We start from the raw sequence: 26,090 nt of genomic DNA, 5'->3' as shown, positions 1-26,090 counted from the left end.
TATTTAAAATAAAACATGTAGCATAGTATATCATCTATCTAAAATCATCATACATATACAGAATATAATCCGGGGGAATAATGAATGCGAAGGAAACAGTTTACGTCTTTTAAAAAAAGTATACATCCAAAAAGACGCTCTACTATTACAAAAAATAAAATGACAGAATGTATAAATACAAAAGAGCATTGCACATCTCTTTTCAAGCATAATCCCGATGGTATCTTATCTGTCGATTTACAAGGTAATATATTACACGCTAATCCTGCAGCCGAAAAAATGCTAGGATATACAGTTAAAGAATTGGAAAAGATGACAATCTATTCTTTCATTACTCCACAACATACAGAACAAAATTTACAACCTTTTGAAAATATAATGAATGGAAAGCAACAAGAATATAAATTATCTATGATTCATAAAAATGGGTACCTCATGGATATGATTATAAAAAACTCACCGTTTTTTGTAGATAATAAGCTCGTCGGAGCATATGTGATAATGAAAGATATCATGAAAACAAAACAAATAAAAGAAGATTTTACATTAACAAAACAACAACTAGACTCACTTCTAAAAAACACCGTAGATGCCATTGTTGTTCTTGATTTAAAACTTCGGGTAATGAAAGCAAATAAAGCTTTTGAAACTCTTTTCGGCTGGACTGAACAAGAGATGCTCGGAGAAACAATACCTACTATCCCAGATTTTTCAAAAGAAAAATACAACAAGATCTATCAAGAACTTGCTAATAACAAACTTTTCACATCACAAGAAACACTTAGACAGCACAAAAACGGGAATTTAATTAATGTAAGTAACTTTATTTCTCCTATTGTAAACACATACGGAGAAGTAGTAGCTTTTGTAAGTAGTTTAAGAGATATTACAGAACGTAAAAAAATGGAGCATGCATTAAAAGAGAGTGAAAAACGCTTACGAACATTAATAAATGCGATGCCAGCTTTTATTCTTTTTAAAGATGAAGAAGGCAGATGGCTTGAAGCAAATGATTACGCTATTTCTAGTTTAAATTTTGAAAATGTGCCATATCGCGGCAAAAAAGATAGCGAGTTAATCCAATATAATGAACTATATCGCAACTCCTTCCTATACTGTGAAAAATCTGATGAATTTGCATGGCAAAAAAAAGAGAGCATACGTGATGAAGAAATGATTATAGATTCTAGCTCCGGCCCGCTCATCCTTGATATTATAAAAGTACCTCTTTTTCATCCTGATGGATCTCGAAAAGGAATCGTCATTATGGGACAAGATGTTACAGATTTAAAGAAAACAGAACAATTATTGAGAAAATCTGAGAAACTAGCAGTTGTTGGACAGCTAACCGCTGGAATTGCTCATGAAATACGAAACCCATTAACCTCCTTAAAAGGTTTTTTAAAATTGCTAGAACCTGATATTAGTGAAAACAGCAAATGGTATGTTGATGTCATGTTAAGTGAGATTGCTCAAATGGAATCGATTACGAATCAATTTATGGCAATGTCTAAACCACAAACTGTATCTATACAATCTTGCCAAATTCAAAAATTAATTGAAGAAGTGGTAACGTTCATTTTACCAACTGCAATGATGCAAAATGTACATATTATCATGAATCACGCATCCATTTTGCCAACAATTCAATGTGACGGAAATCAACTCAAACAAGTATTTATCAATATCTTGAAAAACGCCATAGAAGCAATGCCTCACGGAGGTAATATTTTCATTGAAACTATGCAGGAAGAAAATCATTCTATATTAATCAACATCACAGATGAAGGCTGCGGAATTCCACAAGATCGCATTTCACGTTTAGGGGAACCCTTCTATAGTTTGAAAGAAAAAGGAACTGGATTAGGCTTAATGATGTGTTATAAAATCATCGAAGAACATAATGGAAAATTACACATTACAAGTGAATTAAATAAAGGAACAACTGTAGATATTCGGTTACCTATTATGTCCGAATTGAACTACCCCCACCTACCGCTTCGCGCTTGAGGTGGAGGGTCTTACTGCCCACGAATAGCGAGATAAATAAGAAGAGCAAACAGAAAAGTTACTTTCCTATTTGCTCTTCTTTTAGTAAGCAATGCTTTATCATTTTTTTATATTTCAATTATTCATACTCCACTAACTTCCTAATAATTAGAATCTACTCTAACAAGATAATACGCATTTCATATTCCATTCATGATTAACGCAATCTTACGAACGTACAAAGACGATTGTAGCTATGCATAATACATAAAACAAAAGAATTCCATAACCATAAAATAACGTTAACAACAATACTAGTTAGACTCCCTATTAAGGCGCTTCCGATAATATCAGATGGATAATGCTGTCCACTCCAAATACGTGAAAATCCTGTTAAAAATGCTAATAGCCACATAAAGCACCCAAGCATACGTTTATAAAAAAGGATAGACGTTGCAACGGCAAATGCGAGCATCGTATGTTTACTCGGAAATGAAGAATTCATTCTTGGTGGAACTGGAGGTAATAGATGCGCATTATGATTCAAAAAAGGACGAGCTCTAAAATAGAATTGTTTTATGAAAAAATTAATAAGTAACGTTATACATGCAGAGATTGATGCCTGTATCGTAATTTTTTTATAAAACCTGTCACGAAACCACATTAGGATTAATAAAAGAGCATACATATAACGCGCTTTTTGAGAAATCATCGTCATAATGGCATCTACAGATGGATAACGCCCAACTAACCGGTTAATAGCTCTAAATATTTTGTAGTCCATAAGAGCATCTCCTTCCATTTCCCTTTAAATATTATTCTTAGTATTTCTAGATAACAAAGAACTATGTACTATGTCCCAATACGAGTGAAATGTAATCCAAAAGAAAAAAGAGCTAACGGTCAAAATTCCGTTAAAACGAAACTTTGAGTTAACTCTCTTTTCTCATATATTTATTTGTTTACGCACCGTTTCGCGAGCCAATAAAAAGCTCATAATCACCTGTGCTGCCACGCGGCTTGTCATATCACGAAAATCAAGTGTTGGATCGATTTCCACAATATCCATACCTGCCACAAGAGGTTCTTGCCCAAGTACTGTCATTGCATCAAGTAACGTGGTACTATCCATACCACCCGGCCCAATTGCTGGACACCCTGGTGCAAATGCTTGATCTAATACGTCCATATCAACAGAAATATAAATAGATGTAACACCTTGATAGCGCAGTAATTCAATACTTTCTGTAATAATATCTTTTATATGACGCTCTCTAACATGTTGCATTGTATATACTGTTACTCCATGTTCTTTTGCATATTCATGGTACGTACGGGCATTAGAAAAGTTTCGAATCCCTATTTGCACGAGTTGCTTCCCTGTAATAACATCATTCTCTAATAAACTACGAAACGGTGTCCCATTTGAAGGTCCGCCATCTTCTAAGTTACGTAAATCATGATGAGCATCAAATTGAATAATCCCAACTTTCCCTTTGCTACTTGCAAAACCACTTATACTTGGAAAGCTAATGGAATGATCTCCACCAAGAACAATCGGTACCATCTGTGGATTCGACTTTGTAAGACTTTCTAACGTTTTTGCAATGCGAGCATGGCTTTCTTTTAAATCCGTGACATGCATCGTAATATCACCACAATCATACAGAACGCTATCTTTCATATCATGCTCTTCTGTAATTGCATACGTACTATAAGCATCTAACATCGCTCGAATTGTGTTCGGTGCAAAGCATGCGCCCGAATGACTAATGGATGGTTTTGACAGCGGAGCACCAATTAATGCTGCTCCGAAGATTTCTTCGCTTTCATCCCATCTCTTAATCATATCGCTCCATTTCGTTACTTCACGGTCAATAAACTTTGCATTTTTCTTTAAATAGTGGTCTTGCTCCACACCTTGTCACCTCTTGTATACGCAATATCTCCTTGCTTCCATACTGTATTTACATGACTAACGCCGTAATGGTATGGTACGTACGCATAATTGTATGCATCCCATAATACGATGTCCGCCTTACGTCCAACACGGATTTTTCCAGCTACATCACCGCGATTAATTGCATACGCTGAGTTTACTGTTACAGCATTCCATACTTCTTCTGGTGTCAATTTTAACTTTAACATCGCAATACTCATGATGAGTTGAATGTTTTCTGTCGGACAGCTGCCAGGATTGAAATCAGTCGCTAAAGCTACTGCTACACCATCATCAATCATTTTACGGCCTCTAGCAAAACTTTCTTTATTCAAGTAAAATGTTGTACCTGGCAGCAGTACAGCAACTGTATTGGAATTTGCTAGCATCTCAATCCCTTTATCAGATGCTCCCACTAAATGGTCAGCTGATGCAGCACCAATCTCAGCAGCCGCTTCCGCACCGCCAAGGGGATCAATTTCATCCGCATGAATTTTCACATCAAAACCAAGTTCTTTCGCCTTGCGTAAAAATTCTTTTGATTCTTCAACAGAGAATACTCCTGTTTCACAGAAAATATCTACAAACTCTGCTAATTGCTTTTCTTTAATTTCTGGTAACAAATCAAGCATCCATTGTAAAAATTCTTTCGATTTTCCTTTATATTCTTTTGGCACTGCATGAGCCCCTAAGAACGTTGACACAACATCAATTGGATGCTCTTTCTGAACCTGCGCTGCCGCCTCTAATTGTTTCCACTCTGTTACATCATCTAATCCATAACCACTCTTCGCTTCCATTGTTGTTACCCCAAAAGATAACATACGATCTAAGTGGAATTTTGCCTTTTCAACAAGGTCTTCTTTTGTTGCTTGTTTTGTAGCATTTACAGTGGAAAGAATTCCGCCGCCTTTTTCTAAAATCTCTAAATATGGTACACCTTGTAGTTTGAGAGCAATTTCATTTTCACGAGAGCCGCCAAATACAAGATGTGTATGCGGATCGACAAGACCCGGTGAAACCATTTTCCCTTCGCAATCCACAACTTCTTTTGCATGTAACTCCTTCGCCTCTTCCATTGTGCCTACGAATGTGATAATACCATTTTCAATACCTACCGCACCGTTTTCAATGACAGGAAGCGTATTCATCGCTTCCCGCCGTAGTAGTCCATCTTCTTGATCCATTGTTAATAATTGACCAATATTCGTTAATAAAATATCTAGCATGGTTTCTCCTCCTTACTTCATCATCGGAATATTGACGCCTTTTTCTTTTGCTGTTTGCACTGCAAGGTCATATCCAGCATCAACGTGACGAACAACACCCATTCCAGGGTCAGAAGTTAAGACGCGCTCAATTCGTTTTGCTGCTGCTTCCGTTCCATCCGCAACAATAACCATTCCCGCATGAAGAGAATATCCCATACCAACACCGCCACCATGGTGAACAGATACCCAGCTTGCGCCGTTTACACTGTTAATTAACGCATTTAAAATTGGCCAGTCAGCTACAGCATCACTGCCATCTTTCATTGCTTCTGTTTCACGGTTTGGCGAAGCAACAGATCCGCAGTCTAAATGATCACGACCGATAACGATTGGTGCAGATAATTCACCGTTTGCTACCATTTCGTTAATAATACGGCCAAATTTCGCACGCTCTCCATATCCTAACCAACAAATACGGGATGGAAGTCCTTGGAATTCCACTTGATCACGTGCCATACGAATCCAATTACATAAATGCTCATTATCAGCAAATTCACGTAAAATAACTTCATCTGTTTTATAAATATCTTCTGGATCACCAGAAAGTGCTACCCAGCGGAATGGTCCTTTTCCTTCACAGAATAGCGGACGAATAAATGCTGGAACGAATCCTGGGAAATCGAATGCATTTTTTAAGCCTTCATCATATGCAACCTGACGAATATTATTACCATAATCAAACGCAATTGCACCGTTCTTTTGCATATCAAGAATTGCTTCCACATGTTTTGTCATACTTTCCTTTGATAATTGTACGTAGCGCTCTGGATCTTCTTGACGAAGCACTGCCGCTTCTTCTAATGAATAACCAACTGGAACATAACCATTTAACGGATCGTGCGCAGATGTTTGGTCTGTTACTAAGTCTGGTGTAATGCCGCGTTTTACAAGCTCTGGTAAAATTTCAGCTGCATTACCTAATAATCCAATGGAGATTGGTTCTTTCTTTTCTTTATATTCTTTTGCAACAGCTAATGCTTCTTCAAGAGATTCTGTATACATATCACAATATCTCTTTTCAATGCGGCGATCGATGCTGCGTTTATCCACGTCAATTGCAATCACAACACCGCCGTTCATCGTAACAGCAAGTGGCTGCGCTCCGCCCATACCACCAAGACCAGCAGTAATTGTTAATGTTCCTTTTAATGAACCACCAAAGTGTTGACGTGCTGCTTCACCAAATGTTTCATAAGTTCCTTGTAAAATCCCTTGTGTACCGATATAAATCCAGCTACCTGCTGTCATTTGGCCATACATCATTAAACCTTTTTGTTCAAGTTCACGGAAATGCTCCCAAGTTGCCCATTTTGGTACTAGGTTTGAATTTGCTAGAAGGACACGCGGTGCATCTTCATGAGATTTGAAAATTGCCACTGGTTTCCCAGATTGAACTAATAACGTTTCATCACTCTCTAAATTTTTAAGAGACTCTACAATTGCATGATAGCTATCCCAGTTACGAGCAGCACGGCCAATACCACCGTATACAACAAGTTCTTCTGGCTTTTCTGCTACTTCTGGATCAAGGTTATTCATAAGCATACGAAGTGCTGCTTCTTGTACCCAACCTTTTGCATTTAATTCAGTACCTCTTGGCGCGCGAATTGTTTGTTTTACATTTTCCATTGTAATCTCTCCCTTATTATAGTGTTGCATTTACATTCATACGGTCCATTGTCCAATTTGTTGTTCTTAACCAATGAGCCGTGTTTTCAATATCTGTTGAAAAAATACGATCGTTTTTAATAGATGGTACAATTTGGCGAACTTGGTGATAAAACGCTTTCGTTTGCGTGCTCATTTGTTCAATGCCGCGGTACTCAGCTGCTTGCATCGCACAAATCGTTTCAATTGCTAACACGCGACGTACATTTTGAATAATTTGATGTGCATGACGCGACGCAATTGTTCCCATACTTACGTGATCTTCTTGATTTGCTGATGATGGAATAGAATCTACACTCGCTGGATGAGCTAATGTTTTATTTTCTGAAACAAGTGCTGCTGCTGCATATTGCATAATCATCGCACCGGATTGAAGACCTGGTTCTGGACTTAAAAACGGTGGTAAATCATTCAACTGCGGATTAACAAGTCTCTCAATACGACGTTCAGAAATATTTGCAAGCTCTGCCATTCCTACCTTTAGGAAGTCCATTGCAAACGCAATTGGCTGTCCGTGGAAGTTACCACCAGAAATTACTTTTTGACCACCGTCAAAAATAAGCGGATTGTCTGTTGCAGCATTCATTTCAATTTCTAACTTTTCTTTCACATAATTCAACACTTGCCAAGATGCTCCGTGCACTTGTGGAATACAACGAAGTGAGTATGCATCTTGTACACGAAGTTCCCCTTGCTTCGTAACAAGTTTGCTATCATGAAGCACATTACGAATACGACTTGCAACTTCTACTTGCTCTTTATATCCACGTGCAAGATGAACATCTTCATCAAAGGCATCAATAATGCCTTGTAATCCTTCAATTGTCATCGAAGCAATTAATTCTGCTTGATAAGCGATTGCTTCTGCTTCTAAATACGCTACAATTCCTTGTGCAGTCATTGCTTGTGTTCCGTTAATAAGCGCTAAACCTTCTTTTGCTTCTAATGTGATTGGTTCTAATCCTTCTTTTGTTAAAGCGATCATCGTATGAACACGCTCACCTTTATAAAACACTTCCCCTTCTCCTAATAAAGCAAGAGCAAGATGAGAAAGCGGTGCTAAATCCCCGCTCGCACCAAGTGAACCTTGCTGCGGAACAACGGGATGAATTTGACGATTCACAAGTTCAAGAAGCATATTTACAACAAGTGGTCTAACACCAGAAATCCCCTTCAACATTGTATTTGCGCGTAACACAAGCATAGCGCGTGACACTTCTTCAGAGAAAGGTTCCCCAACACCACATGCATGAGATTGAATTAAATTATGTTGAAGTGCTTTCACATCTTCTTTTTGAATCAGTACATCACTAAATTTTCCAAAGCCTGTTGTAATGCCGTAAACGACTTTACCCTCTTCAACAATTTGCTCTACAGCTTGTCGGCACTCTGTAACCTTTTGCATACTATTTGGACAAGCAGTTACCTGTTCTCCTTCAAACAGTATTCGTTTCATTTCCTGCAATGTTAATGAATGTCCAGTTAATGTAATCATGATTTTCCTCCTTTTAAAAAAAGCAAAAGGGGACCTTAGCTTTTTAAGACAGACTAATGTCTTAAAAAGTAAGGCCCCCTCTTAACTAATTAACTATGGGCAGTTTTTTATATGTGATTAATACCTAATCCAATCGCCTCATGCTCTGATCCTTTCACAGGCGCACCTATCGTACCATATAGTGCAACAGCAACCCATTCGCCTTCTTTTTCACCGTCGTATGGTGTGCCGCGCACAATCGCAAATCGAAGCCCTACTGTACGAAGAACGTCTGCTAACTGAATCTGTCCTCTCGTTACTCCGTACAACGCTTCCATAATTGCATGGTAAAGCGCATGTGTTTCTCTGTAAACGTCTGTTTCAATAACATGGTTACTACGTGCAGCTGTTTCCATTGCAGCAACAACTTTTTGCGAATTCATTGAACCGACTTTGCCTGTACAATATTTCCAACCTTTCGGAAGAGATAAAATCGGACTCTCGTGTTCCTCCGCAAGTGCAAGCAGCATCGCCATGCGACCAATTCGTTGTGTTCCATGAAGAAGCATGTGACTCTCTCTTTTCTTTTGAATTGTTTAAATATTTCTTAATTTAAGAATATATGAAAACGTTTAAATCGTCAATGGTTTACTGTGAGAATTTTAGTAAAAATTATTCATCACACAAATTTTTACAAAAGCAATCTACAATTGTGTACACAATTTATTTACAGCAAAATTTGACGCATGTTATATTCTCCTTAGCTGATTACAGGAGGGGTCCTATGGTAAAAAGAAAAGATATTCACTTTAGAATCTGTGAAGAATTGTTAGAAAGATTTGATGCAGCTTTGACATATGAAGGTCTTAACAAAACAGAAGTATTAACTCATGCCATTCGAAATTTTTGCATACAAGTGGAATCACAAAAGTTAAATGATGTAAAACGTCAATATACAGTGAATGACCATCTGCAAGTACGAATCGATACACATCTAAAATATGAAGAAAAACAAGTAGATTTAGATAAAATAGTAATCTCTCAATTGCAATTAACAGGACAAGAAAAAATATTAGATATTGGCTGTGCAACTGGAAAATTTCTTATAACATTACAAAAACTTGGTCACCAAGGTCAGCTTACAGGGTTAGATCAATCTCCCACTATGATTCAAGAAGAAAAAAATAATAGTAGCAATAAAAAAACTATTGAATGGGTAATTGGAGACGCGACGAAACTCCCTTTTCCCTATAATTTTTACGATTGGGTTATTGCACGTCACATGTTGTATCATGTACCCGATGTCGAAAACACTATTCGAGGGTTTAAAAATATTATCCGTCCAGATGGTGGTTTTCTAGCTACAACAAATTCCTATGCATCATTACCACGCATAGAAGACATGTGCAACCGAATGTTACTCGCATTTGAGTTACCTGAAAAGTCACCTACGGCTAGTCCATTTTGTTTAGAAAACGGTAAAGAACTATTGAGCGCAGTTTTTCCTATTGTTGAGGAAACTGTTATTCACAACTCTCTTCTTTTCCATGAATCTGCACCAATTATAAATTATATAGCAAGTATGTTTCCATCACTAAATATTCCAGATGATTTTAGCTTACATACAGAGATGAAAAAGTGGTTACAAGTTGAAATAGAACAGGATTTATCACATCATAACGGCATATGGCGCGATCCGAAGGCTGTAGCGGTTTATCGCTGTAGAAAATAATTAAAATAATACTATACTAGCAAAGCTGTTTCTTCTAGAAAAAGACAGCTTTCTTTTATGCCCCTCCACGCTCTCCTAACCATTTTATAAAATAGTGCTCCACTTCCTCTACTAACTTTGCATCCACATTCAAATACGTGACTGGAAATTGTTCATACCAACTTTTCTCTATTTCTATTAATTTCATTTGTTCTTCAAATGTACTTCGTTGTCTTATATCATCAGATTCTTTTCTTTTTTGCAATACTTCCTTTGAAGCGCTTAAATAAAAAATGGCTTGTGAACGACATTTCCGTAACTCCCTTAATTCATTTATCATTTCCTTTTCCATATCCCAATCTTTCCCTATTAATTTTGGATAGTATAAGGTATAGAACTCAATATCTTCTGGTCCACGATCAAAAATGATAATACCATTAGGTAGCTGCTGAAATTCTTCTATTTTCGCCTCAATAAAAAGCTTCTGATTTGCGATAAATCCTTCTTTTGTACCAATATCTAACCGCAGTTCTTTTCTCTTTTTGACAATTGGATATGGGTTTTCGTATATGATTCGCATTCCCCTTTGTTCTAACCTTTTTGCTAACGTTGTTTTTCCACTCGCCATAAATCCTTGTAATGATATAATACTTCTCATTTCCTTCATCCTTTTTATCAAAATTGTTTATCATTCTTTAAACCTATTATTCCAATACTCCTTTTGTTCAATCATTAATCCAATCCCTCCTTTCATTGGAGTTAGATTCACTCAATCTTCTAAAGATTTATTAACAGCTTCAACGGCATGTATGAAAGTCGTATCAAATAATGGAACTCCAGAATCCTCTGGTTTTACTAACAATCCAATTTCTGTACAACCCAATATAATTCCTTCAGCTCCGTTATAAACTAAGCGTTCAATTACTTTTTTGTAGTAATCTCTTGATTTTTGACACACTTTTCCTAAACACAATTCTTCATAAATTACTTTATTTACAATTTTTCTATCATTTTCATTTGGTACTAAAACCTTTATACCATTGGATTCTAATCGTGATTTGTAAAAATCTTGCTCCATCGTATATTTTGTCCCAAGTAAACCTACCGTGATAATTCCTCTCTTTTTTACTTGATTAGCTGTAGCATCGGCAATATGTAAAATAGGAATATTGATTTTTTCTTGTATGTCATCTACAACTTTGTGCATCGTATTTGTGCATATAACAATGAAATCAGCTCCACCTTTTTCTAATGAAAATGCAGCTTCCCCCAACATTTCACCAGCTTGTTTCCAATCACCCTCTGATTGATAGCGTTCAATTTCTTCAAAATCAACACTATATAAAAGACACTTTGCTGAATGTAACCCCCCTAATTTGTTTTTTACTTCTTCGTTAATAAGTCGATAATATTGGGCAGATGACTCCCAACTCATTCCTCCAATAAGGCCAATTATTTTCATAATTTACTCCCCCTATAAATCTTTTATTATTAAATTATACATAATTTTCAAAACAATCAACAAAACACATCTCTCCTTGTTTCCTTTTTCTATCTGTCTTATAATAAAAAACAGAGATTAAATTGAACGTATTTTTCCGCTATGTAAGCTTGAAAAACCAAGCTTACATTATTTTTTGCTTTTCCTTTTCTTTTAAAAGGAGTATACTATATAGGAACATATGTTCTTTTTACTACATACAGTAAGGAGCTTGAACAATGGTATACGACACAAAGGTACGATCATGGAACGAAACATTGAAACAATTGCAAAAGCGTTATACTGGAGCAGCGGTTGAAAATCGCAAGCAGTTTGAAGACATTGAACTTATGACTTTCTTTCAAAACAACGAATACATTGCCCTTCCTACACATATTAGCGGCTTATCAACAGCACGCTTTACTTCTTATTCTATTTTCACTACAGAGGATAAAAATCGCAAAGTTGGCACGCTAATCATCGAATATTTCGAAGATGATACAGAAACATTCCGAATTGAACAATTATACTTTGTATAAGAAAGCTTGGCCAATAGGTCAAGCCTTCTTGCTTTCTATGAATCTCACTGCTTATAATAAGCATAAAAGAATCGGTTTCTAATAACATAAAGGGGGAATTATGTTGCTTGAAGGATGGTTCAGTTGGTTTATTGTCATATGGACAGTTATTTTACTAGGACTCATGTCCATTGGTGGATATTTTATGTTCCGAAAATTCTTAAAACGACTACCAAAAGAAGATGGCATGTCCATTTTAGATTGGGAACAACATTATATCGATGAAACGAGACATTTATGGAAAGCTGAGCAAAAAGCTTTATTAGAAGAACTTGTCAGCCCTGTTCCAGAGCTATTTCGCGACGTCGCTCGGTCTAAAATTGCTGGTAAAATTGGTGCACTTGCTTTAGAAGAACAAGCATCACAAATAACAGAAGATTTAATCATTAAAGGATATATTTTAGCAACACCAAAACGGGATCATAAGTTTTTAATAAAAAAATTAAAAGAAAAGCAAATTGACTACTCACGTTATCAATCATTGCTAGCAAATTGAACTATCCCCACCTACCGCTTCGCGTTTGAGGTGGGGGGTGATGAATCGCCAGATATGATAAAAAACCTCAAGAATTCTTGAGGTTTTTACGTTAATTTTATATCTTTTTCATTATAAAAATCAGATTGTTTTTCCATTTCCTTTTGTAATTTCGTAAACGAACGATACATTGCAATGCGCCATGATACAATCATCGCAAACGCAAGTAAGAAAAACATTCCACTTAATTGTCCTACATCAATCGTCGCACTTAAATACGATTTAAACGCAATGCGAACAACAAGTAAACCGATTAAAATAAAGATAAACGCTTTAGAGCGTTTTAAATAAATCTCTTGTCCTCGTATTTCAAATTTTGACGTTTTAATAAGAAAAATAGAAAAAATTAACCCTACAATAATTGCTTCTAATATTTCTTGCGCTGTTAGGCGAAATTCTGGGAGAAGATACATAATTGCTCCCGTGCTCATAAAGATTGGTGGAAGTACAATTTTTTTCAATGTTGCTGGTTTTTTTGCTGCTTTTATGCGAATAAACATGACTCCGACAGCCATACAAACCGCCATAATACTTGATAAAAGAGCTAAATTCATTCGTACTCACCCTTTGTTTTGGAAATATCGAAAATATAGTCTCAGTATATGCTCTACTTTTAGTATTTCCAACATTTCTATAAAAAAAACTAAAACCCTTTAAATCCCCCAAATAAATTCGAAAAGAATATAGTGATTTTTGTAAGACCATTAAAATAAAGTAATACACCCATTGCAATCATAATATAACCGCCAATTTTAACGAACGATGCACTATGTTTTTTAATCCAAGTCATTTTTGTAATAAAGAACGACAAAATAAAGAATGGAATTGCAAAACCAAGTATGTAAGCAATCATATATAACATCGCTGATTGTGGATTTGTCGCAGCAAGTGCAATAACTGACACTAAAATCGGTCCTGTACAAGGTGTCCATCCCGCAGCAAATGCGATTCCAATTAAAGTAGAGCCAAAGTAACCACTCGGTCTACTTTTAAATGTAATTTTTTTATCTTGCATTAAGAATGTTGGTTTAAACACTCCTGTTATAATGAGACCGAAAACAACAATAAAAATAGCTCCTAATTGGCGAATTAGATTTTGATAATCTACAAAAAATGTCCCTACAAAGCTTGTTCCAAAACCGATTGCAATAAAAATAATCGAAAACCCAATTAAGAAAAATGCTGTATGCAACATACTCCGTTTACGAAGCATGGCATTCTCCTCTTTTAAATCAGAAATAGACATCCCTGTTATGTACGATAAAAATGCTGGATAGAGCGGTAAACAACATGGAGAAATAAATGATAAAAAACCTGCCCCAAACGCTAAAAAGATATTAATGTCTTGCATATTCCGCCTCCTCTCTTCTCATTATATTGTAGCAAAATTCACAGCGAATACCATGAAAAATTCATGAACTTACTATTATCACTATGAATATCATAAAATTCTATTCATTATATTGATATTTGCTTTGTTTATATAAAGTGAAACTTCCATCAGTAGGGAGGCTTACTGCCCGTTAATGCGGGATAAATCCATTTTGATTTTTCAACATATAAGTCGCTGCTATGCATTAGATGCTCTTGCCCACCTAAAAAGAAAGAGGTTTTTATGTCGTTTTTTAATTTTGATTTATATATTTCACTTCATTTATTATTATAAAATATTTTTTTGCAATGAAAGTTATATTCATATTCCTCTTATATTCTCAAGCAATATATCCCTCTTTTTTCATCATTATGCATAAATATCATACTTTTATTATTATTCTATAAAATGTCACACTTTTCTTTCAGTTGACCCTACATTTTTAATTTTGTATACTTCCATCTAGCTATATTTGTTCGTTCTGGAACATAGTTACTAATAAAATAGATTGGAGGAATATAGGGTGCTTCGTTATTCATTACTCGTTTTATTAGGAGCATGCAGTTACGGTATTTTAGCAATCTTTGTTAAATTTGCGTACAGTGAAGGATTTACACTAGGAGAAGTAATCGGAAGTCAATATTTGTTCGGATGGCTCATTTTACTTGCGATTACATTATTAATCTCTAGGCATCGTGTACCATTAAAGCAAATGATTATTTTATTTATCGCAGGCACATCAGCTAGCTTAACAGGTATTTTTTATTACGGTTCATTACAAACTGTACCAGCTTCTATCGCTATTGTTTTACTATTCCAATTCGTTTGGATCGGGATTATCATTGAAGCAGTTGCAACAAAAACATTTCCTTCTAGAGAGAAATTGATTTCTGTCCTTTTCTTACTAACTGGAACATTTCTTTCAAGCGGATTACTCGAGCAATCAGCAGGAAGCTTTGATATGAAAGGTATCTTCTTTGGATTATTATCAGCAATTGCATTTGCTTTTTATATTTTCGTGAGCGGAAGAGTGGCAGTAGAAGTTCCATCATTACCTCGCGGCGTATTGCTTATGGCCGGCGCATTAACATTAGTAATGATTGCTTTCCCACCAACGTTTATATACAATGGTGCACTTACAAACGGATTATGGAAATACGGGTTAGCATTAGGGACATTTAGTATCGTGATTCCCACCATTACATTTACAATTGGAATTCCAAAAATCGGCTCTGGTTTAGCAACAATTTTAGGCGCCGCTGAACTACCAGTTACAACCATTATGTCGGTGCTTTTCTTAAAAGAAGCTGTAATGACTTCACAATGGCTTGGTGTTGCACTTATCCTTGTAGGAATTACAATTCCTCAAATTGCATATAAAATACGTGGACGATCCACAAGGCAGCATACACATAAAAAAGTGGCAGCATAAAAAACCGGACTTCTCTAGGAAGTCCGGTTTTCATTTTATCCCGCATTAACGGACAGTAAGAACAATTGGTTCAACTAACCATCAGTAGGGATGAAAAAAAACAATGATGGAAGTTTCACTTTATGTCATGTTTTACATATAAAGCATTCATACTTTGTCATTCACGTTATATGAATCTACAACAGTCAACTGATACACACATCGATAACATTGCCCCGCCGTCAGTAAAATCATAATAATAAATAAAATAGCTGTATACAAAAGGCCATATATTGTAATCGGTGCACTACTTATTCCATGACTACCCGTTAATCTCATAATAATAACAGTAAATAACTTTAAAAATAACATACCGTGAAGAAGCCCAAAAACAAGTGCTCCTCCCCCTATCATAAGTTGTTCATAGCACAATATAAGACCTAGTTGTCTTCGCTTCATACCAGTGAATCGATACGATTGTAATTCTTTTTGACGATTTTTCATAAAACGAGCATGTACATACAGTATGAAAAGACATGAAAAACTGAAGGCTATTGTTGATCCATAATATAAAAATAATTTATGCTTTATTGCCCCTACAACTGCTTCATTATATTGAATGGATACTAAAAGAAAATATACAATCACACTACAAGCTATAAAAACAAAATGTTGTAACCGTTCTGCCGCATGTGCCTGTATACTTTTCTTTGCTAATTGAAATAACGACATAACAACTCCTCCGTACAACTTCCTATACCACAAATTAGTATATAAAATGATATATGCCTTCGCATCGACCTCCAATAGGAATTATATCTAAGCCTTAAGACTTAGATTGAAAAATACATACATTTATTCGATATATGTATTAATAATTGCAACACCTCTATCATCTATTTAAAGGAAATATTTCACAGTACGTATAATATATTAAGCTGAGGTGATGACATGAAAAAAAGGTTCTTTCTTCTTCCCATGCTGCTGATACTCCTTATTAGCGGTTGTACAAATCATACGCATCCATTTGTTAAGCCGTACAAATTAACAAAACAAGAAGAACAAATCTTAAACTTAACTCCCATTCAACAAGGAAACATATATATCTATGAAGCAACCCTTCCAAACAAACAAGACGAAATTCGTACAACCATTGAGTATTATAAAGACGGAACAAAAGTAAAAGAAATCGGCGGACTTTCTTCATCCCATTTTGAAAAAGAAAAAATAAAACTTGCTTTCGGGCAGCAAACATTTCAATATGAGAACGGCACACGTGAAGTTCAGCAGTGGTTTATGAATATTTCTGGAGATTCGTATAAATTCTTTGAAGAGATATTTCCAGAAAGAAATGCATCTACTTTCACATCGATTCGTGAAGGAAAAACAATAAAGTACAACGAAAAGATTATTCTTGGGGCATGGATTTTTAACACAAATAAAATAGAAGGATCTGCAACTTCTCTTGAAGATGATCGTTCTATACAACGTCTTATCAAAGAAAATGAACACGTATATACATATTGTATTGAAGTTAAAAACAGCGATGTTACAAAGTAACATCGCTGCTTTCATCGCATAATTTGCTTTTTCAATTGTAAAAAATAGCGTCTTCTTAAGAGTAAAAAGTAACATGTATGAACGAATAAAAATATCCCAATAACAATAAGTGATGAACGAAAAATCTCTGTTACGAATAATTTTTGCAACGTCATTAAAGCAACACTCGTATGCAATACAGCTATGAGAATCGGAATAAAGAATAATGCTCCCATTTGTACGGTCATAATTCGTTTCATTTCATCCCCGTCCATACCTAGTTTCATAAGTGATTTATAATATTGTTTATCCGTTTCTAAATCAGTAAATAAACGAAAATATAAAAAGCTGACAGCAGATAAATAAAATATCACTCCGACAAACAAACCGATAAATAAAATAATACTTGTCATTTGTTTAATTTCATTATAAGTTGTAATGCGTGATGAGAATTCATATTGCCCTTTTTGGTTTATTTGTTTCTCTAATTGCGCTGCTACTTGCGTCGTTCCTTCCCAGTTCTTCACTTCATACGCTGTATAACTTACTGTTTTCTGCCCCTCTGTAATCAATTGTTTCATTTCATTAGAAACAACTAAGATTTGACCTGGAAATACACCGCCTGAAAAAATATTATGTTGCACCACATAAGAAATATACAGTTGTGTTCCGCTTTCTTGTAACGTTACATCTGATTCTTTAGAAGTATCAATAAAATTACTTTGCCCAAAAGAAGGAACACGAGCTATTTCATTCCCTGTTAATGCCACCGTTTCATAACCAAGCTGCTTTGCAAATGTATTATAATCAGCCTGGCTCATAATAACGGCTGGTTGCGTCTGATTAGAAATCGCTTGAAAACTCAACTGCGCACTGACCTTTTTATAGATAATCTTTTCCTTTTGAAAAGTAGCTTCAATTTCGTTTTCATATTGTTCTTTCTGTGCTTGATGTTCATTATAAGTCATCAAACTAAAAGCAAATGGTATGTTATTCATCGTTTCATTCTTTTGTGTTTCTAAAAAAGCAGCAAACGTTCCAATGGCACAAAAAGCAACAGTCGACACAATCGTTACCATAAAGAACATACGTGCATTATCTTTCATGCGGTAGGCTAACATAGAAAAGGATAATAAATTTGTTTTCTTCCAATATATATGTTTCCATTGTTTTAAAAACCTTATGATAAATACACTAAGTTGTGAATATAAAAAATAAGTACCAATAATTACAATTGTTGTAACAGGTAACAATAAAAACATGATAATACCAGGAGTTGCTGCCATAGATAAAATATATCCAATTGCGATCAAACTTGCTGCTACTATAGATAATAGAATAGAAGCTTTCGGTTCAGGTTTGGGCTTCTTATTCCCTTTTAATAGCGCGATCACTTTTTTGCTTTGCACAAATAAACTTGTCATAAAAGCAACAATGAAAAACAATACCAAAAACACAACCGCTGTTAATTTCATAGCTTGCCATGGCATATAGAACGGCAAACTTTTTAAGTTCATCACTGTACTTGCTAACATAAAAAATAACTTTCCAAATAAAAAACCTAAAGCAATACCGCTTATGAGAGCACCTATACCGACAATCATATTTTCAAAGAAAATCATCCGAATTAATTGCTGCTTTGTAATGCCATGAATAACAAAAATACCAAACTCTTTATTCCTAACCTTTAAAAATGAACTAACAGAGTAAAAAATAAAGAAAAAAGAAAAGAAATAAATAATGTATTCTGCAACAAGCATTCCTTGCCGCACAGCATTTGGAAATTCCTTACTTTCATAAATATCAGGATGATAAATAAATAAAGCATATAAAAAGAAAATCATAACCGAAAATGCACTACTTAAAAAATAAGCAGCATATGCACGCATATTTCGACTAACATTTTTAAACGCGAGTTGAGAAAATGTCATCTACCTTCCCTCCCACGTTTTTTTATTTTTATAAACATATGTATCATCATGAGCATGACATCTCCTTATTCTTTCTTCTCTTTTACTATAATAAAAAAAGAATGAGGAAAACATCGAACTTCCTTACATACTTCAGTACATTCTTACAGTTTTGTCATTTTTCTCGTCATTTTGTAAATCCGTTCGTTTCTCTTGCTTTCGCTATTTTCAAAAACTCTTGTAATTCTGGATTTATATTTGCTTTTCGATACGCAACTGCTAATTCTGCAACAAAATTAGAATCGCATATTTCTTTGTATACAACTTCTGATTGGTATAATTTATTTGCAGACACTGGTATTACCGTTATCCCAATTCCAGCAGCAACAAGTCCTACCACGGTTTGATACTCTGTTGCCTCTTGTACAATTTGCGGACTAAACCCTGCATCACGGCATAAAGAGAGAATATTATCATATAATGTTGGCCAAACATTTCGTGAAATGAAAACAAAAGATTCTTTTTGCAAATCTTCAATATATATTGCTTGTTTATTCGCAAGCGGATGCGTCTTCGGTAAACAAAGTGTACAAGGAAGATGCTGAATTGTTTCCAATTGTAATAATTGACTTGTAATAGGTGGCCGTAATAGTCCGACATCAATTCGATTATCGTGAAGTGCATCTACTTGTTCTGGTGTAGATAATTCATGCAGGACAACAGATACATTCGGAAATTTTTTTCGATATTCTCGAACGATTGGCGGCAAAATATCATACATTGCTGACCCAACAAAACCAATAGACAGCGATCCAATTTCTCCTCTTTGTGCTCGTTGGGCAACTTCGACTGCCTTATCAATTTGTATAAAAGCTTTTTTCACTTCTTTTAAAAACAATTCCCCTGCTTCTGTTAACTCTACTCTTCGTTTCGTTCTTGAAAATAGTGTAACTCCCATTTCTTGTTCTAATTGTTGAATTTGTTGACTAAGCGGTGGCTGCGTCATCTGTAAGCGAGCTGCCGCTCTTCCAAAATGAAGCTCTTCTGCTACAACAACAAAGTATTGTAAATGCCGTAATTCCATATAGAACACCCTTCTTTATTAATATATATAATAAATTAATAACATAAGAATTATATATTAGACAAATATTTTTAAAAAATCCCACGGTAAAATCTCCAAACCTTTTACCAATAAATCGTAAGCTTATCAACGTTATTAACATTAGAAACAAGTTCAGCTCTCTTATCACGTTTCGAAATGCGTAAAAATAAAAGAAAACGTATACAAGAGAATTCTAATATACGTTTTCTTTTATCCCTTTCAATATTCAATTATCTCTATAGGCATTTTCACATTTCTCGCCTCAATCATTTCCTAACATATACACTAAATATTCACATACCTTCGTAGTAACTCATAATCTTCCGGAAATGAAAGGGGAATATTTTTAAGTTCTTGAAGTGGTTTCCACTCAATCTTATAAATCAATCCATCCGGATCTTGAATTTTTCTTTCTCCCCCTACTACATTCACAACATAATAATGTACGTGTACAGGAATATCGAATGTAACACCTGTTTTTTCATGTACTTTCTCAATAACTTCAATATGATACCCTGTTTCTTCCCATACTTCACGTATACAACACTCTTCTAATGTTTCTCCTTTTTCTAATCCACCTGAGGGTACAGACCAACGTTTTTCTTCTTCTCGTTTTCCTTGTAATACCATTAATACTTCTTTATTGTCATTGATACAAATTGCTGCTGCTCCAATCCAACGCTTCATCCTCTATCCCTCCCATACATATTATTCTGTCTTTTACCTAACTTCTCCTCGAAAAAAGAGGAAAAAACTTGTAATCTATCGAATACTTTCAGCAACTTCAAAGACAGCGCATTCCTAAAAAAACAGAAAGGAAGGATTCTGTGAAAGTTTCTAAGTATGTTGTGGATTGTGTGTTTTGTGAGGAAAATCGAGGAACACGACAAACATTAGTAACTGTTGCTGCTTCTTCTAACACATTGGCAGTTAAAAAAATAACTGAAGAATGTCAGCGCCGTTTTGGAAAAGCATTATTATTGAAAACAGAGATTATAAAAGAGGAAATCATTGCAGAAAAAAAAGAAAGCTGACCAAAATGGCCAGCTTTCTTTTTTTTCCGATTGTAAACGGAGAAAATATTTATGTTTTTTCCGTACACATTATCACATGAAGATTAGGGGCATCTTCTAAGAAATCGGGATTTTTCCATTATGTACGTTCCATAATGGATATCGAACAATATTTCCGTACAATCTATGAAAAATTATGCGGAAAAAGGGTAAATCTAGTTCGCATTTTTAGAAAAGGGATAGGGATATTACCGGTAATACATCAAACATTCGAATGTTACATCTAATATAGTATAGTAATCTTCTTTATATGGGAAATATGTATTACATATATAATTAATATGTAATACATATTAATATCTCTTATTCCATCTTTCTATCTTGTACATTCCTAAACAACAATAAAGCTAAAATTGCACCTATTAGCGCGAAGGTCATATCCCACTGTGTATCCCACGAATCTCCTTGCGTACCTAAAAAGGCATTTGCTGCCGTTCCTGTCAATTTCGCAACTAAAAATTCCAGCAATTCATATAGCGCACTAAATGCTAAACACACAGCAATTACAAGGACTGATAACCATCCTCTTTTTTGAATTTCTGCCACTCTGATGAGAACCTCACGTGTTAAAAGAGCAGGAACGAAACCTTGCGCAAAATGGCCTACGCGGTCATAATAATTTCTTTCTAAATGAAACGTATCACGTAACCAATTAAAGAGAGGTACTTCTGCATATGTATAATGTCCACCGATAAGTAATATAAGCATATGGAACCAAATCCAAACATACGTAAACGTTGTAAATCGAAATCGATGATATGTCGCTGCTAAAATCAATATAAGAATAATAGCTGGTAATACTTCTAGCCACCATGTAAACAAATCTTTCGGCTGTATTCCTGAGATAAATAAAGCGATCCAAAAACTAATAAATAATAGCATATGTGAACGATGTATCGTCAAGTTCTCCTCCTCCTATAATTAAGTTACTTATACCATATTTCAACCCATCCAAAGAATATGCGTTCGATTAAAATACAAATTACCCCATTTCATGCAATCCTTATTGTTCAGTAATGAATGAACAAAAAACAAATATTTAAATTCTTTTAAACATAAGATGAAAACTCTCTAGAGATCCAGTATTAAATTCAATATGCTCATTTCAACAAAAATAAAGCCTTCAAAACCTTGTTCTTACAAGGCTTTCTGAAGGCTTCCTTTATTCTGCAACAAATACATATTGTAATATAACCCTTGTTGCGTCAACAATTCTTGATGTGTTCCTCTCTCAACAATTTGACCATCATGCATCACAAAGATTTGGTCAGCATCTTGAATTGTCGATAAACGATGTGCAATCGCAATGGTTGTTCTCCCTTTTCGCATACGCTGCAATGCTGTTTGAATTGCTTCTTCTGTTTCTGTATCGATGTTCGCTGTTGCCTCATCTAGCACTAATACTTTCGGATTTGTAGCAACAGTTCTCGCAAATGCTACAAGCTGTCTTTGACCGCTTGAAAACGCCGCTCCTCTTTCAACTACCTCTGTATCATATTGATCTGATAGCTGTTCAATAAATGTATTTGCTTGCACAAATTTTGCAGCTTCTTCCACTTCTTCATCTGTAATATTTTCATCGTACATGCGAATGTTTTGTTTAACTGTTCCAGCAAACAAGAAAGCATCTTGTAATACAAGACCGATACGTTTTCGTATTTCCATCTCTTGAAAGTTCTCTAACCGAACCCCATCAATTACAATTTCCCCTTGATTAACATGATAAAAACGCATCAATAAGTTCATAATTGTACTTTTCCCACTACCTGTATGCCCAACAAAAGCAACATTTTGCCCAGGTTTTACATGAAAAGATACATTTTTCAGTACGTCACGTTTTCCATCATAAGAGAAAGTAACATTTTTAAACTCAATTTCCCCTTCCGTCATGAAAGGAGTTCCATTACCTTGTTGTACTGGTGCTAAATCTTTTTCATCCATTAAATGAAACACACGCGATGATGACACAACTGCTTGCTGGAAGAAAGACAATTTCATCATCATTTCGTTTATTGGATCAAAGAAACGATGAATGTAGTTAACAAAAGCATATAATACACCAACTTCAACAGGACTATGCATTGCATCAATTCCAAACAACGTCAACACCAATACAATTGCCAAAATATGAACAAGATCGGTCGCCGGACGTAAAAGCAGTGCATCTAATTTCAAATTGCGACGTCCTGCTCCGTAGTGTTTTTCATTTACTTCTTCAAATTCTTTACGCATCCGTTTTTCTTGGCGGAATACTTGAATAATGTTCATACCTTGAATAGATTCATTCAATTTTGCATTTAATATACTTAATTGATTGCGAAGCTCTAAATAAAAGACTGAACTCTTGCGACGATAAAAAGCCATAATCGTAATCATAGTTGGAATAAGAAGTAATGAAAATAAGGCAAGCTTCACGTTAAGTAGAAACATAGATATTAAAATACCGATTAAAAATACAATATTTTTTACAAAAGTAGATAATACACTTACAAAGAAATCTTTAATCGCTTCTGTGTCGTTCGTTATCCGAGAAACGAGCGTTCCAATTGGTGTACGATCAAAGAAGCTAAGCGATAAACTTTGAACATGTTCATATACTTCTACACGCATATCTTGCACAATTTTGAAGGCAATGTTTTGGAAATATAATAAATTCAAATACGTAAAAAGGACTTTTAATAAATGAAAAACTATATACACAACAAATAACGTCACTAATACATTTTGCTCAAAATTCCTCGGAACTAAATGTTCATCAATAAATTCCTTAATTAAAAAAGGGCCCATCATTTCCGCTACAGTTGCACCAACTAAAAATAAAAACGCTAGTGTCAGCAGTTTTTTATATGGCTTCATATAAGATAATAGACGCCATAGATCGCTTCGTTTTTTCTCGTTCATTATACCCCTCCTTTCTCAACTAGTGCTTCTAATTGTTGACTTTCATACATGTCTTTATACCAGCCGTCTTGTTGCATCAAACTTTCGTGCGTTCCACGCTGTACAATCTTCCCATCGTCAATAACGAGAATTAAATTTGCATGCTGAATAGCACTTAGGCGGTGCGCTGTAATAATAGTCGTTTTATTTTCACGTTCACGCTTTAACGCCGCTAAAATCGTTTCTTCTGTTTTTGCATCTACTGCTGATAAACAGTCATCTAAAATTAAAATTTCAGCATTTGTTAATAATGCACGCGCAATCGAAATACGCTGTTTTTGGCCACCTGATAAAGAAACGCCGCGTTCACCAACCACTGTTTCATATCCTTCTGGAAATTTCGTAATATCCTCATGAATACATGCAATAGTAGCTGCATGTGCAATATCTTTATAGGTAGCATCCGGTTTTCCAAATGCGATATTTTCTCCTATATTTGCAGAAAATAAGAAATGATCTTGTGGTACATACGAAATAGCGGAACGAATAGCATGTAACGTCATATCTCGAATATCGGTTTCTCCAACTCGTACCGCTCCATCAAAATGATCATATTCTCGAATTAAACACTTTAATAATGTTGTTTTTCCTGCTCCAGTACGTCCTACAATCCCTAAAGTTTCCCCTTTTTGTAAAGAAAAATGAATCCCTTGTAGATTTATCACTTCATTTTTCTTGTACGAGAATGCCTCAATATCAAACTCGATATTACCACTTGCTACTTCTTCGCTTGCCTTTTCTCTATTCACAACATCTGATACTTGCATGAATAATTTTTGAATACGATCATAAGAAGCACGCCCACGCTCCATAATATTAAATAGCCACCCAAACGCTAACATCGGCCATACGAGCGTCCCTAAATAAGAAGTAAACGTAATAAGTTCTCCTATCGTAAGCTCACCACGAACAACCAATACAGAACCATAACACACTGCAATTAAGAAAGAAAAACCTACAATTAAAGAAATTGTCGGGTCAAATAATGAATCAATGCGAGCAACAAGAATATTTTTCTGTACTACATCTTCCGATTTATCGCGAAATGCTTGTAAATCTTCTTTTTCTTGACCAAGTGAACGAATTACCTTCATTCCACTCATACTTTCCTGAACTTTATCATTGATTTCCGAAAAAGCCTGCTGCGCTTTATGAAAACGACGATGTAACAACGTTCCATAATAGTTTGTCGCAATCGCTACGATTGGCATCGGAATTAAACTGAGTAATGTTAACTTCCAACTAATCGTAACCCCCATCGCAACAAGAACACACCCGCCCACCGCTAATGAGTCTACAAACGTTAACACCCCAGCGCCAGCTGTTTGCTGAACTGCTTGAATATCATTTGTTGCGTGTGCCATTAAATCACCGGTACGATGCTTTTGGTAGAATGATGGGCTCATATTAGTAAAGTGCTTATACAGTTTTTGACGTAATTGACGGGCTAACTTTAAAGAAGAACCGAAAATCATTATGCGCCACACATAACGCAAAATATACATCGTCACCCCAGCACCAATTAAAATCCCTGCCCATTGTAATAGCTTCTCAGCTGTTAATGAATGATTGCTAATTTCATCAACAACGATGCCGATCACTTTTGGTGGCACAAGCTCAAGAAGAGCAACGCCAAACAATAAAAAAATACCAGTTATGTACGCTCGTTTCTCTTGTTTAAAAAACCATGCTAAGTCAAAAAAAACTTTCATTATATACCTCCTATCCCAAATGAGCGATGTTTTCAGTTTATCAAAATTACTGAATTTTTTAAAGTTTAAAACAACTTTAGAAAACAAAATAAAAAGGCACTCCTATCGAGTGCCTTTTATAGCGCTTATTTCAGTTGTTGTTTATTCATTGCGCTCATCATTTGATTGATTTTCTTTTGGGATGGTTTTTGTCCCATTTGCATCATCATCATTTTTAACATTTGTTCATTAATTGGTGGATTTTTTTGTAAATAGTTCATCATATATTTGCGTGCGATGAAAAATCCTAACGCAACGCCTGCTACTAGTGCTAATACGCCCACTAGAACAACTACCCAAATTGACATATATTTTCCTCCTTCATGTTGTCTACCTTACAGTGT

25 protein-coding genes are annotated in these 26,090 nt (G+C 35.2%); 7 read left to right on the top strand and 18 right to left on the bottom strand.

Going from position 1 to position 26,090, the window contains the following annotated elements; translation table 11 throughout:
• The first annotated feature begins 84 nt into the window (after positions 1–84).
• Positions 85–2,010, top strand: coding sequence for a PAS domain S-box protein (locus ACTDJC_RS14445; RefSeq protein ID WP_440603833.1), 1,926 nt, complete (start codon positions 85–87; stop codon positions 2,008–2,010).
• Between the two features lie 196 nt (positions 2,011–2,206).
• Here ACTDJC_RS14445 and ACTDJC_RS14440 read toward each other — a convergent pair whose 3' ends face one another.
• The 6 genes from ACTDJC_RS14440 to hutP form a co-directional block, all read right to left on the bottom strand.
• On the bottom strand, positions 2,207–2,773 hold the full coding sequence (locus tag ACTDJC_RS14440; RefSeq protein WP_440603832.1) for an undecaprenyl-diphosphatase: 567 nt from the start codon (positions 2,771–2,773) through the stop codon (positions 2,207–2,209).
• Between the two features lie 162 nt (positions 2,774–2,935).
• A complete protein-coding gene (hutG, locus tag ACTDJC_RS14435) occupies positions 2,936–3,907 on the bottom strand; it encodes a formimidoylglutamase (protein WP_440603831.1) in 972 nt (323 codons plus the stop codon).
• Positions 3,886–5,157, bottom strand: a complete 1,272-nt coding sequence (hutI, locus tag ACTDJC_RS14430) for an imidazolonepropionase (protein ID WP_440603830.1) — start codon at positions 5,155–5,157, stop codon at positions 3,886–3,888. Before hutI ends, hutG begins: the two co-directional genes overlap by 22 nt.
• 12 nt (positions 5,158–5,169) lie before the next feature.
• A complete protein-coding gene (hutU, locus tag ACTDJC_RS14425; protein WP_440603829.1) occupies positions 5,170–6,828 on the bottom strand; it encodes a urocanate hydratase in 1,659 nt (552 codons plus the stop codon).
• A gap of 16 nt (positions 6,829–6,844) precedes the next feature.
• A complete protein-coding gene (gene hutH / locus ACTDJC_RS14420) occupies positions 6,845–8,362 on the bottom strand; it encodes a histidine ammonia-lyase (RefSeq protein WP_440603828.1) in 1,518 nt (505 codons plus the stop codon).
• A gap of 107 nt (positions 8,363–8,469) precedes the next feature.
• Positions 8,470–8,910 (bottom strand): hut operon transcriptional regulator HutP, encoded by a 441-nt coding sequence (gene hutP, locus ACTDJC_RS14415; RefSeq protein WP_035437001.1) that lies wholly within the window; start codon positions 8,908–8,910, stop codon positions 8,470–8,472.
• Between the two features lie 215 nt (positions 8,911–9,125).
• On the opposite strand from hutP, the gene ACTDJC_RS14410 reads away from it, so the two are divergent.
• On the top strand, positions 9,126–10,073 hold the full coding sequence (locus ACTDJC_RS14410; RefSeq protein WP_440603827.1) for a class I SAM-dependent methyltransferase: 948 nt from the start codon (positions 9,126–9,128) through the stop codon (positions 10,071–10,073).
• Between the two features lie 55 nt (positions 10,074–10,128).
• Here ACTDJC_RS14410 and ACTDJC_RS14405 read toward each other — a convergent pair whose 3' ends face one another.
• A complete protein-coding gene (locus ACTDJC_RS14405; RefSeq protein ID WP_440604006.1) occupies positions 10,129–10,719 on the bottom strand; it encodes an AAA family ATPase in 591 nt (196 codons plus the stop codon).
• 102 nt (positions 10,720–10,821) lie between these two features.
• Positions 10,822–11,514: an aspartate/glutamate racemase family protein gene (locus ACTDJC_RS14400; RefSeq protein WP_440603826.1), complete on the bottom strand. Its 693-nt coding sequence runs from the start codon at positions 11,512–11,514 to the stop codon at positions 10,822–10,824.
• Between the two features lie 257 nt (positions 11,515–11,771).
• Between ACTDJC_RS14400 and ACTDJC_RS14395 the strand changes: the two genes are divergently transcribed.
• Together ACTDJC_RS14395 and ACTDJC_RS14390 are read left to right on the top strand one after the other, a co-directional pair.
• Complete coding sequence (locus ACTDJC_RS14395) at positions 11,772–12,071, top strand: hypothetical protein (RefSeq protein ID WP_440603825.1); 300 nt, start codon at positions 11,772–11,774, stop codon at positions 12,069–12,071.
• Between the two features lie 103 nt (positions 12,072–12,174).
• The gene (locus tag ACTDJC_RS14390; protein ID WP_440603824.1) at positions 12,175–12,606 is read left to right on the top strand and encodes a DUF2621 domain-containing protein; all 432 of its coding nucleotides are present in this window, start codon (positions 12,175–12,177) and stop codon (positions 12,604–12,606) included.
• Between the two features lie 86 nt (positions 12,607–12,692).
• Here the strand turns inward: ACTDJC_RS14390 and ACTDJC_RS14385 are convergent, their stop codons facing one another.
• Positions 12,693–13,199, bottom strand: a complete 507-nt coding sequence (locus tag ACTDJC_RS14385; RefSeq protein ID WP_440603823.1) for a CcdC family protein — start codon at positions 13,197–13,199, stop codon at positions 12,693–12,695.
• Positions 13,200–13,288: 89 nt separating this feature from the next.
• Positions 13,289–13,996, bottom strand: a complete 708-nt coding sequence (locus ACTDJC_RS14380) for a cytochrome c biogenesis CcdA family protein (RefSeq protein ID WP_230575554.1) — start codon at positions 13,994–13,996, stop codon at positions 13,289–13,291.
• A 544-nt stretch (positions 13,997–14,540) separates the two neighbouring features.
• Here ACTDJC_RS14380 and ACTDJC_RS14375 point away from each other — a divergent pair.
• Entirely contained in the window at positions 14,541–15,449 is a 909-nt protein-coding gene (locus tag ACTDJC_RS14375; RefSeq protein ID WP_440603822.1) for an EamA family transporter, read from the top strand.
• 147 nt (positions 15,450–15,596) lie between these two features.
• Here ACTDJC_RS14375 and ACTDJC_RS14370 read toward each other — a convergent pair whose 3' ends face one another.
• Positions 15,597–16,160, bottom strand: coding sequence for an FtsX-like permease family protein (locus ACTDJC_RS14370; protein ID WP_440603821.1), 564 nt, complete (start codon positions 16,158–16,160; stop codon positions 15,597–15,599).
• 219 nt (positions 16,161–16,379) lie between these two features.
• Here ACTDJC_RS14370 and ACTDJC_RS14365 point away from each other — a divergent pair, with 219 nt between their 5' ends.
• A complete protein-coding gene (locus ACTDJC_RS14365) occupies positions 16,380–16,988 on the top strand; it encodes a hypothetical protein (protein ID WP_440603820.1) in 609 nt (202 codons plus the stop codon).
• An 11-nt stretch (positions 16,989–16,999) separates the two neighbouring features.
• Here ACTDJC_RS14365 and ACTDJC_RS14360 read toward each other — a convergent pair whose 3' ends face one another.
• From ACTDJC_RS14360 to ACTDJC_RS14350, 3 genes are all read right to left on the bottom strand, one after another.
• Positions 17,000–18,898 (bottom strand): FtsX-like permease family protein, encoded by a 1,899-nt coding sequence (locus ACTDJC_RS14360; protein WP_440603819.1) that lies wholly within the window; start codon positions 18,896–18,898, stop codon positions 17,000–17,002.
• A gap of 166 nt (positions 18,899–19,064) precedes the next feature.
• The gene (alsR, locus tag ACTDJC_RS14355) at positions 19,065–19,961 is read right to left on the bottom strand and encodes an acetoin biosynthesis transcriptional regulator AlsR (protein WP_440603818.1); all 897 of its coding nucleotides are present in this window, start codon (positions 19,959–19,961) and stop codon (positions 19,065–19,067) included.
• 306 nt (positions 19,962–20,267) lie between these two features.
• Positions 20,268–20,669, bottom strand: coding sequence for an NUDIX hydrolase (locus ACTDJC_RS14350; protein WP_440603817.1), 402 nt, complete (start codon positions 20,667–20,669; stop codon positions 20,268–20,270).
• A gap of 140 nt (positions 20,670–20,809) precedes the next feature.
• On the opposite strand from ACTDJC_RS14350, the gene ACTDJC_RS14345 reads away from it, so the two are divergent.
• Positions 20,810–21,016 (top strand): DUF3903 domain-containing protein, encoded by a 207-nt coding sequence (locus ACTDJC_RS14345; RefSeq protein WP_440603816.1) that lies wholly within the window; start codon positions 20,810–20,812, stop codon positions 21,014–21,016.
• Between the two features lie 342 nt (positions 21,017–21,358).
• Here the strand turns inward: ACTDJC_RS14345 and ACTDJC_RS14340 are convergent, their stop codons facing one another.
• From ACTDJC_RS14340 to ACTDJC_RS14325, 4 genes are all read right to left on the bottom strand, one after another.
• On the bottom strand, positions 21,359–21,937 hold the full coding sequence (locus tag ACTDJC_RS14340) for a DUF2238 domain-containing protein (protein ID WP_440604005.1): 579 nt from the start codon (positions 21,935–21,937) through the stop codon (positions 21,359–21,361).
• Positions 21,938–22,192: 255 nt separating this feature from the next.
• Positions 22,193–23,956 carry an ABC transporter ATP-binding protein gene (locus ACTDJC_RS14335; protein ID WP_440603815.1) on the bottom strand — a complete coding sequence of 588 codons (1,764 nt, stop codon included), beginning with the start codon at positions 23,954–23,956 and terminating at the stop codon, positions 22,193–22,195.
• The gene (locus tag ACTDJC_RS14330; RefSeq protein ID WP_440603814.1) at positions 23,956–25,707 is read right to left on the bottom strand and encodes an ABC transporter transmembrane domain-containing protein; all 1,752 of its coding nucleotides are present in this window, start codon (positions 25,705–25,707) and stop codon (positions 23,956–23,958) included. The genes ACTDJC_RS14335 and ACTDJC_RS14330 overlap by 1 nt, the downstream gene beginning before the upstream one ends.
• Positions 25,708–25,832: 125 nt before the next feature.
• The gene (locus ACTDJC_RS14325; protein WP_098309636.1) at positions 25,833–26,054 is read right to left on the bottom strand and encodes a YneF family protein; all 222 of its coding nucleotides are present in this window, start codon (positions 26,052–26,054) and stop codon (positions 25,833–25,835) included.
• Positions 26,055–26,090 lie beyond the last annotated feature (36 nt).

This window comes from Bacillus sp. GB_SG_008 (assembly GCF_052038115.1).
Lineage (GTDB): Bacteria > Bacillota > Bacilli > Bacillales > Bacillaceae_G > Bacillus_A > Bacillus_A rhizoplanae.
The sequence above is the reverse complement of the archived record's forward strand: the minus strand, read 5'-3'. Positions and strand labels throughout refer to the sequence as shown.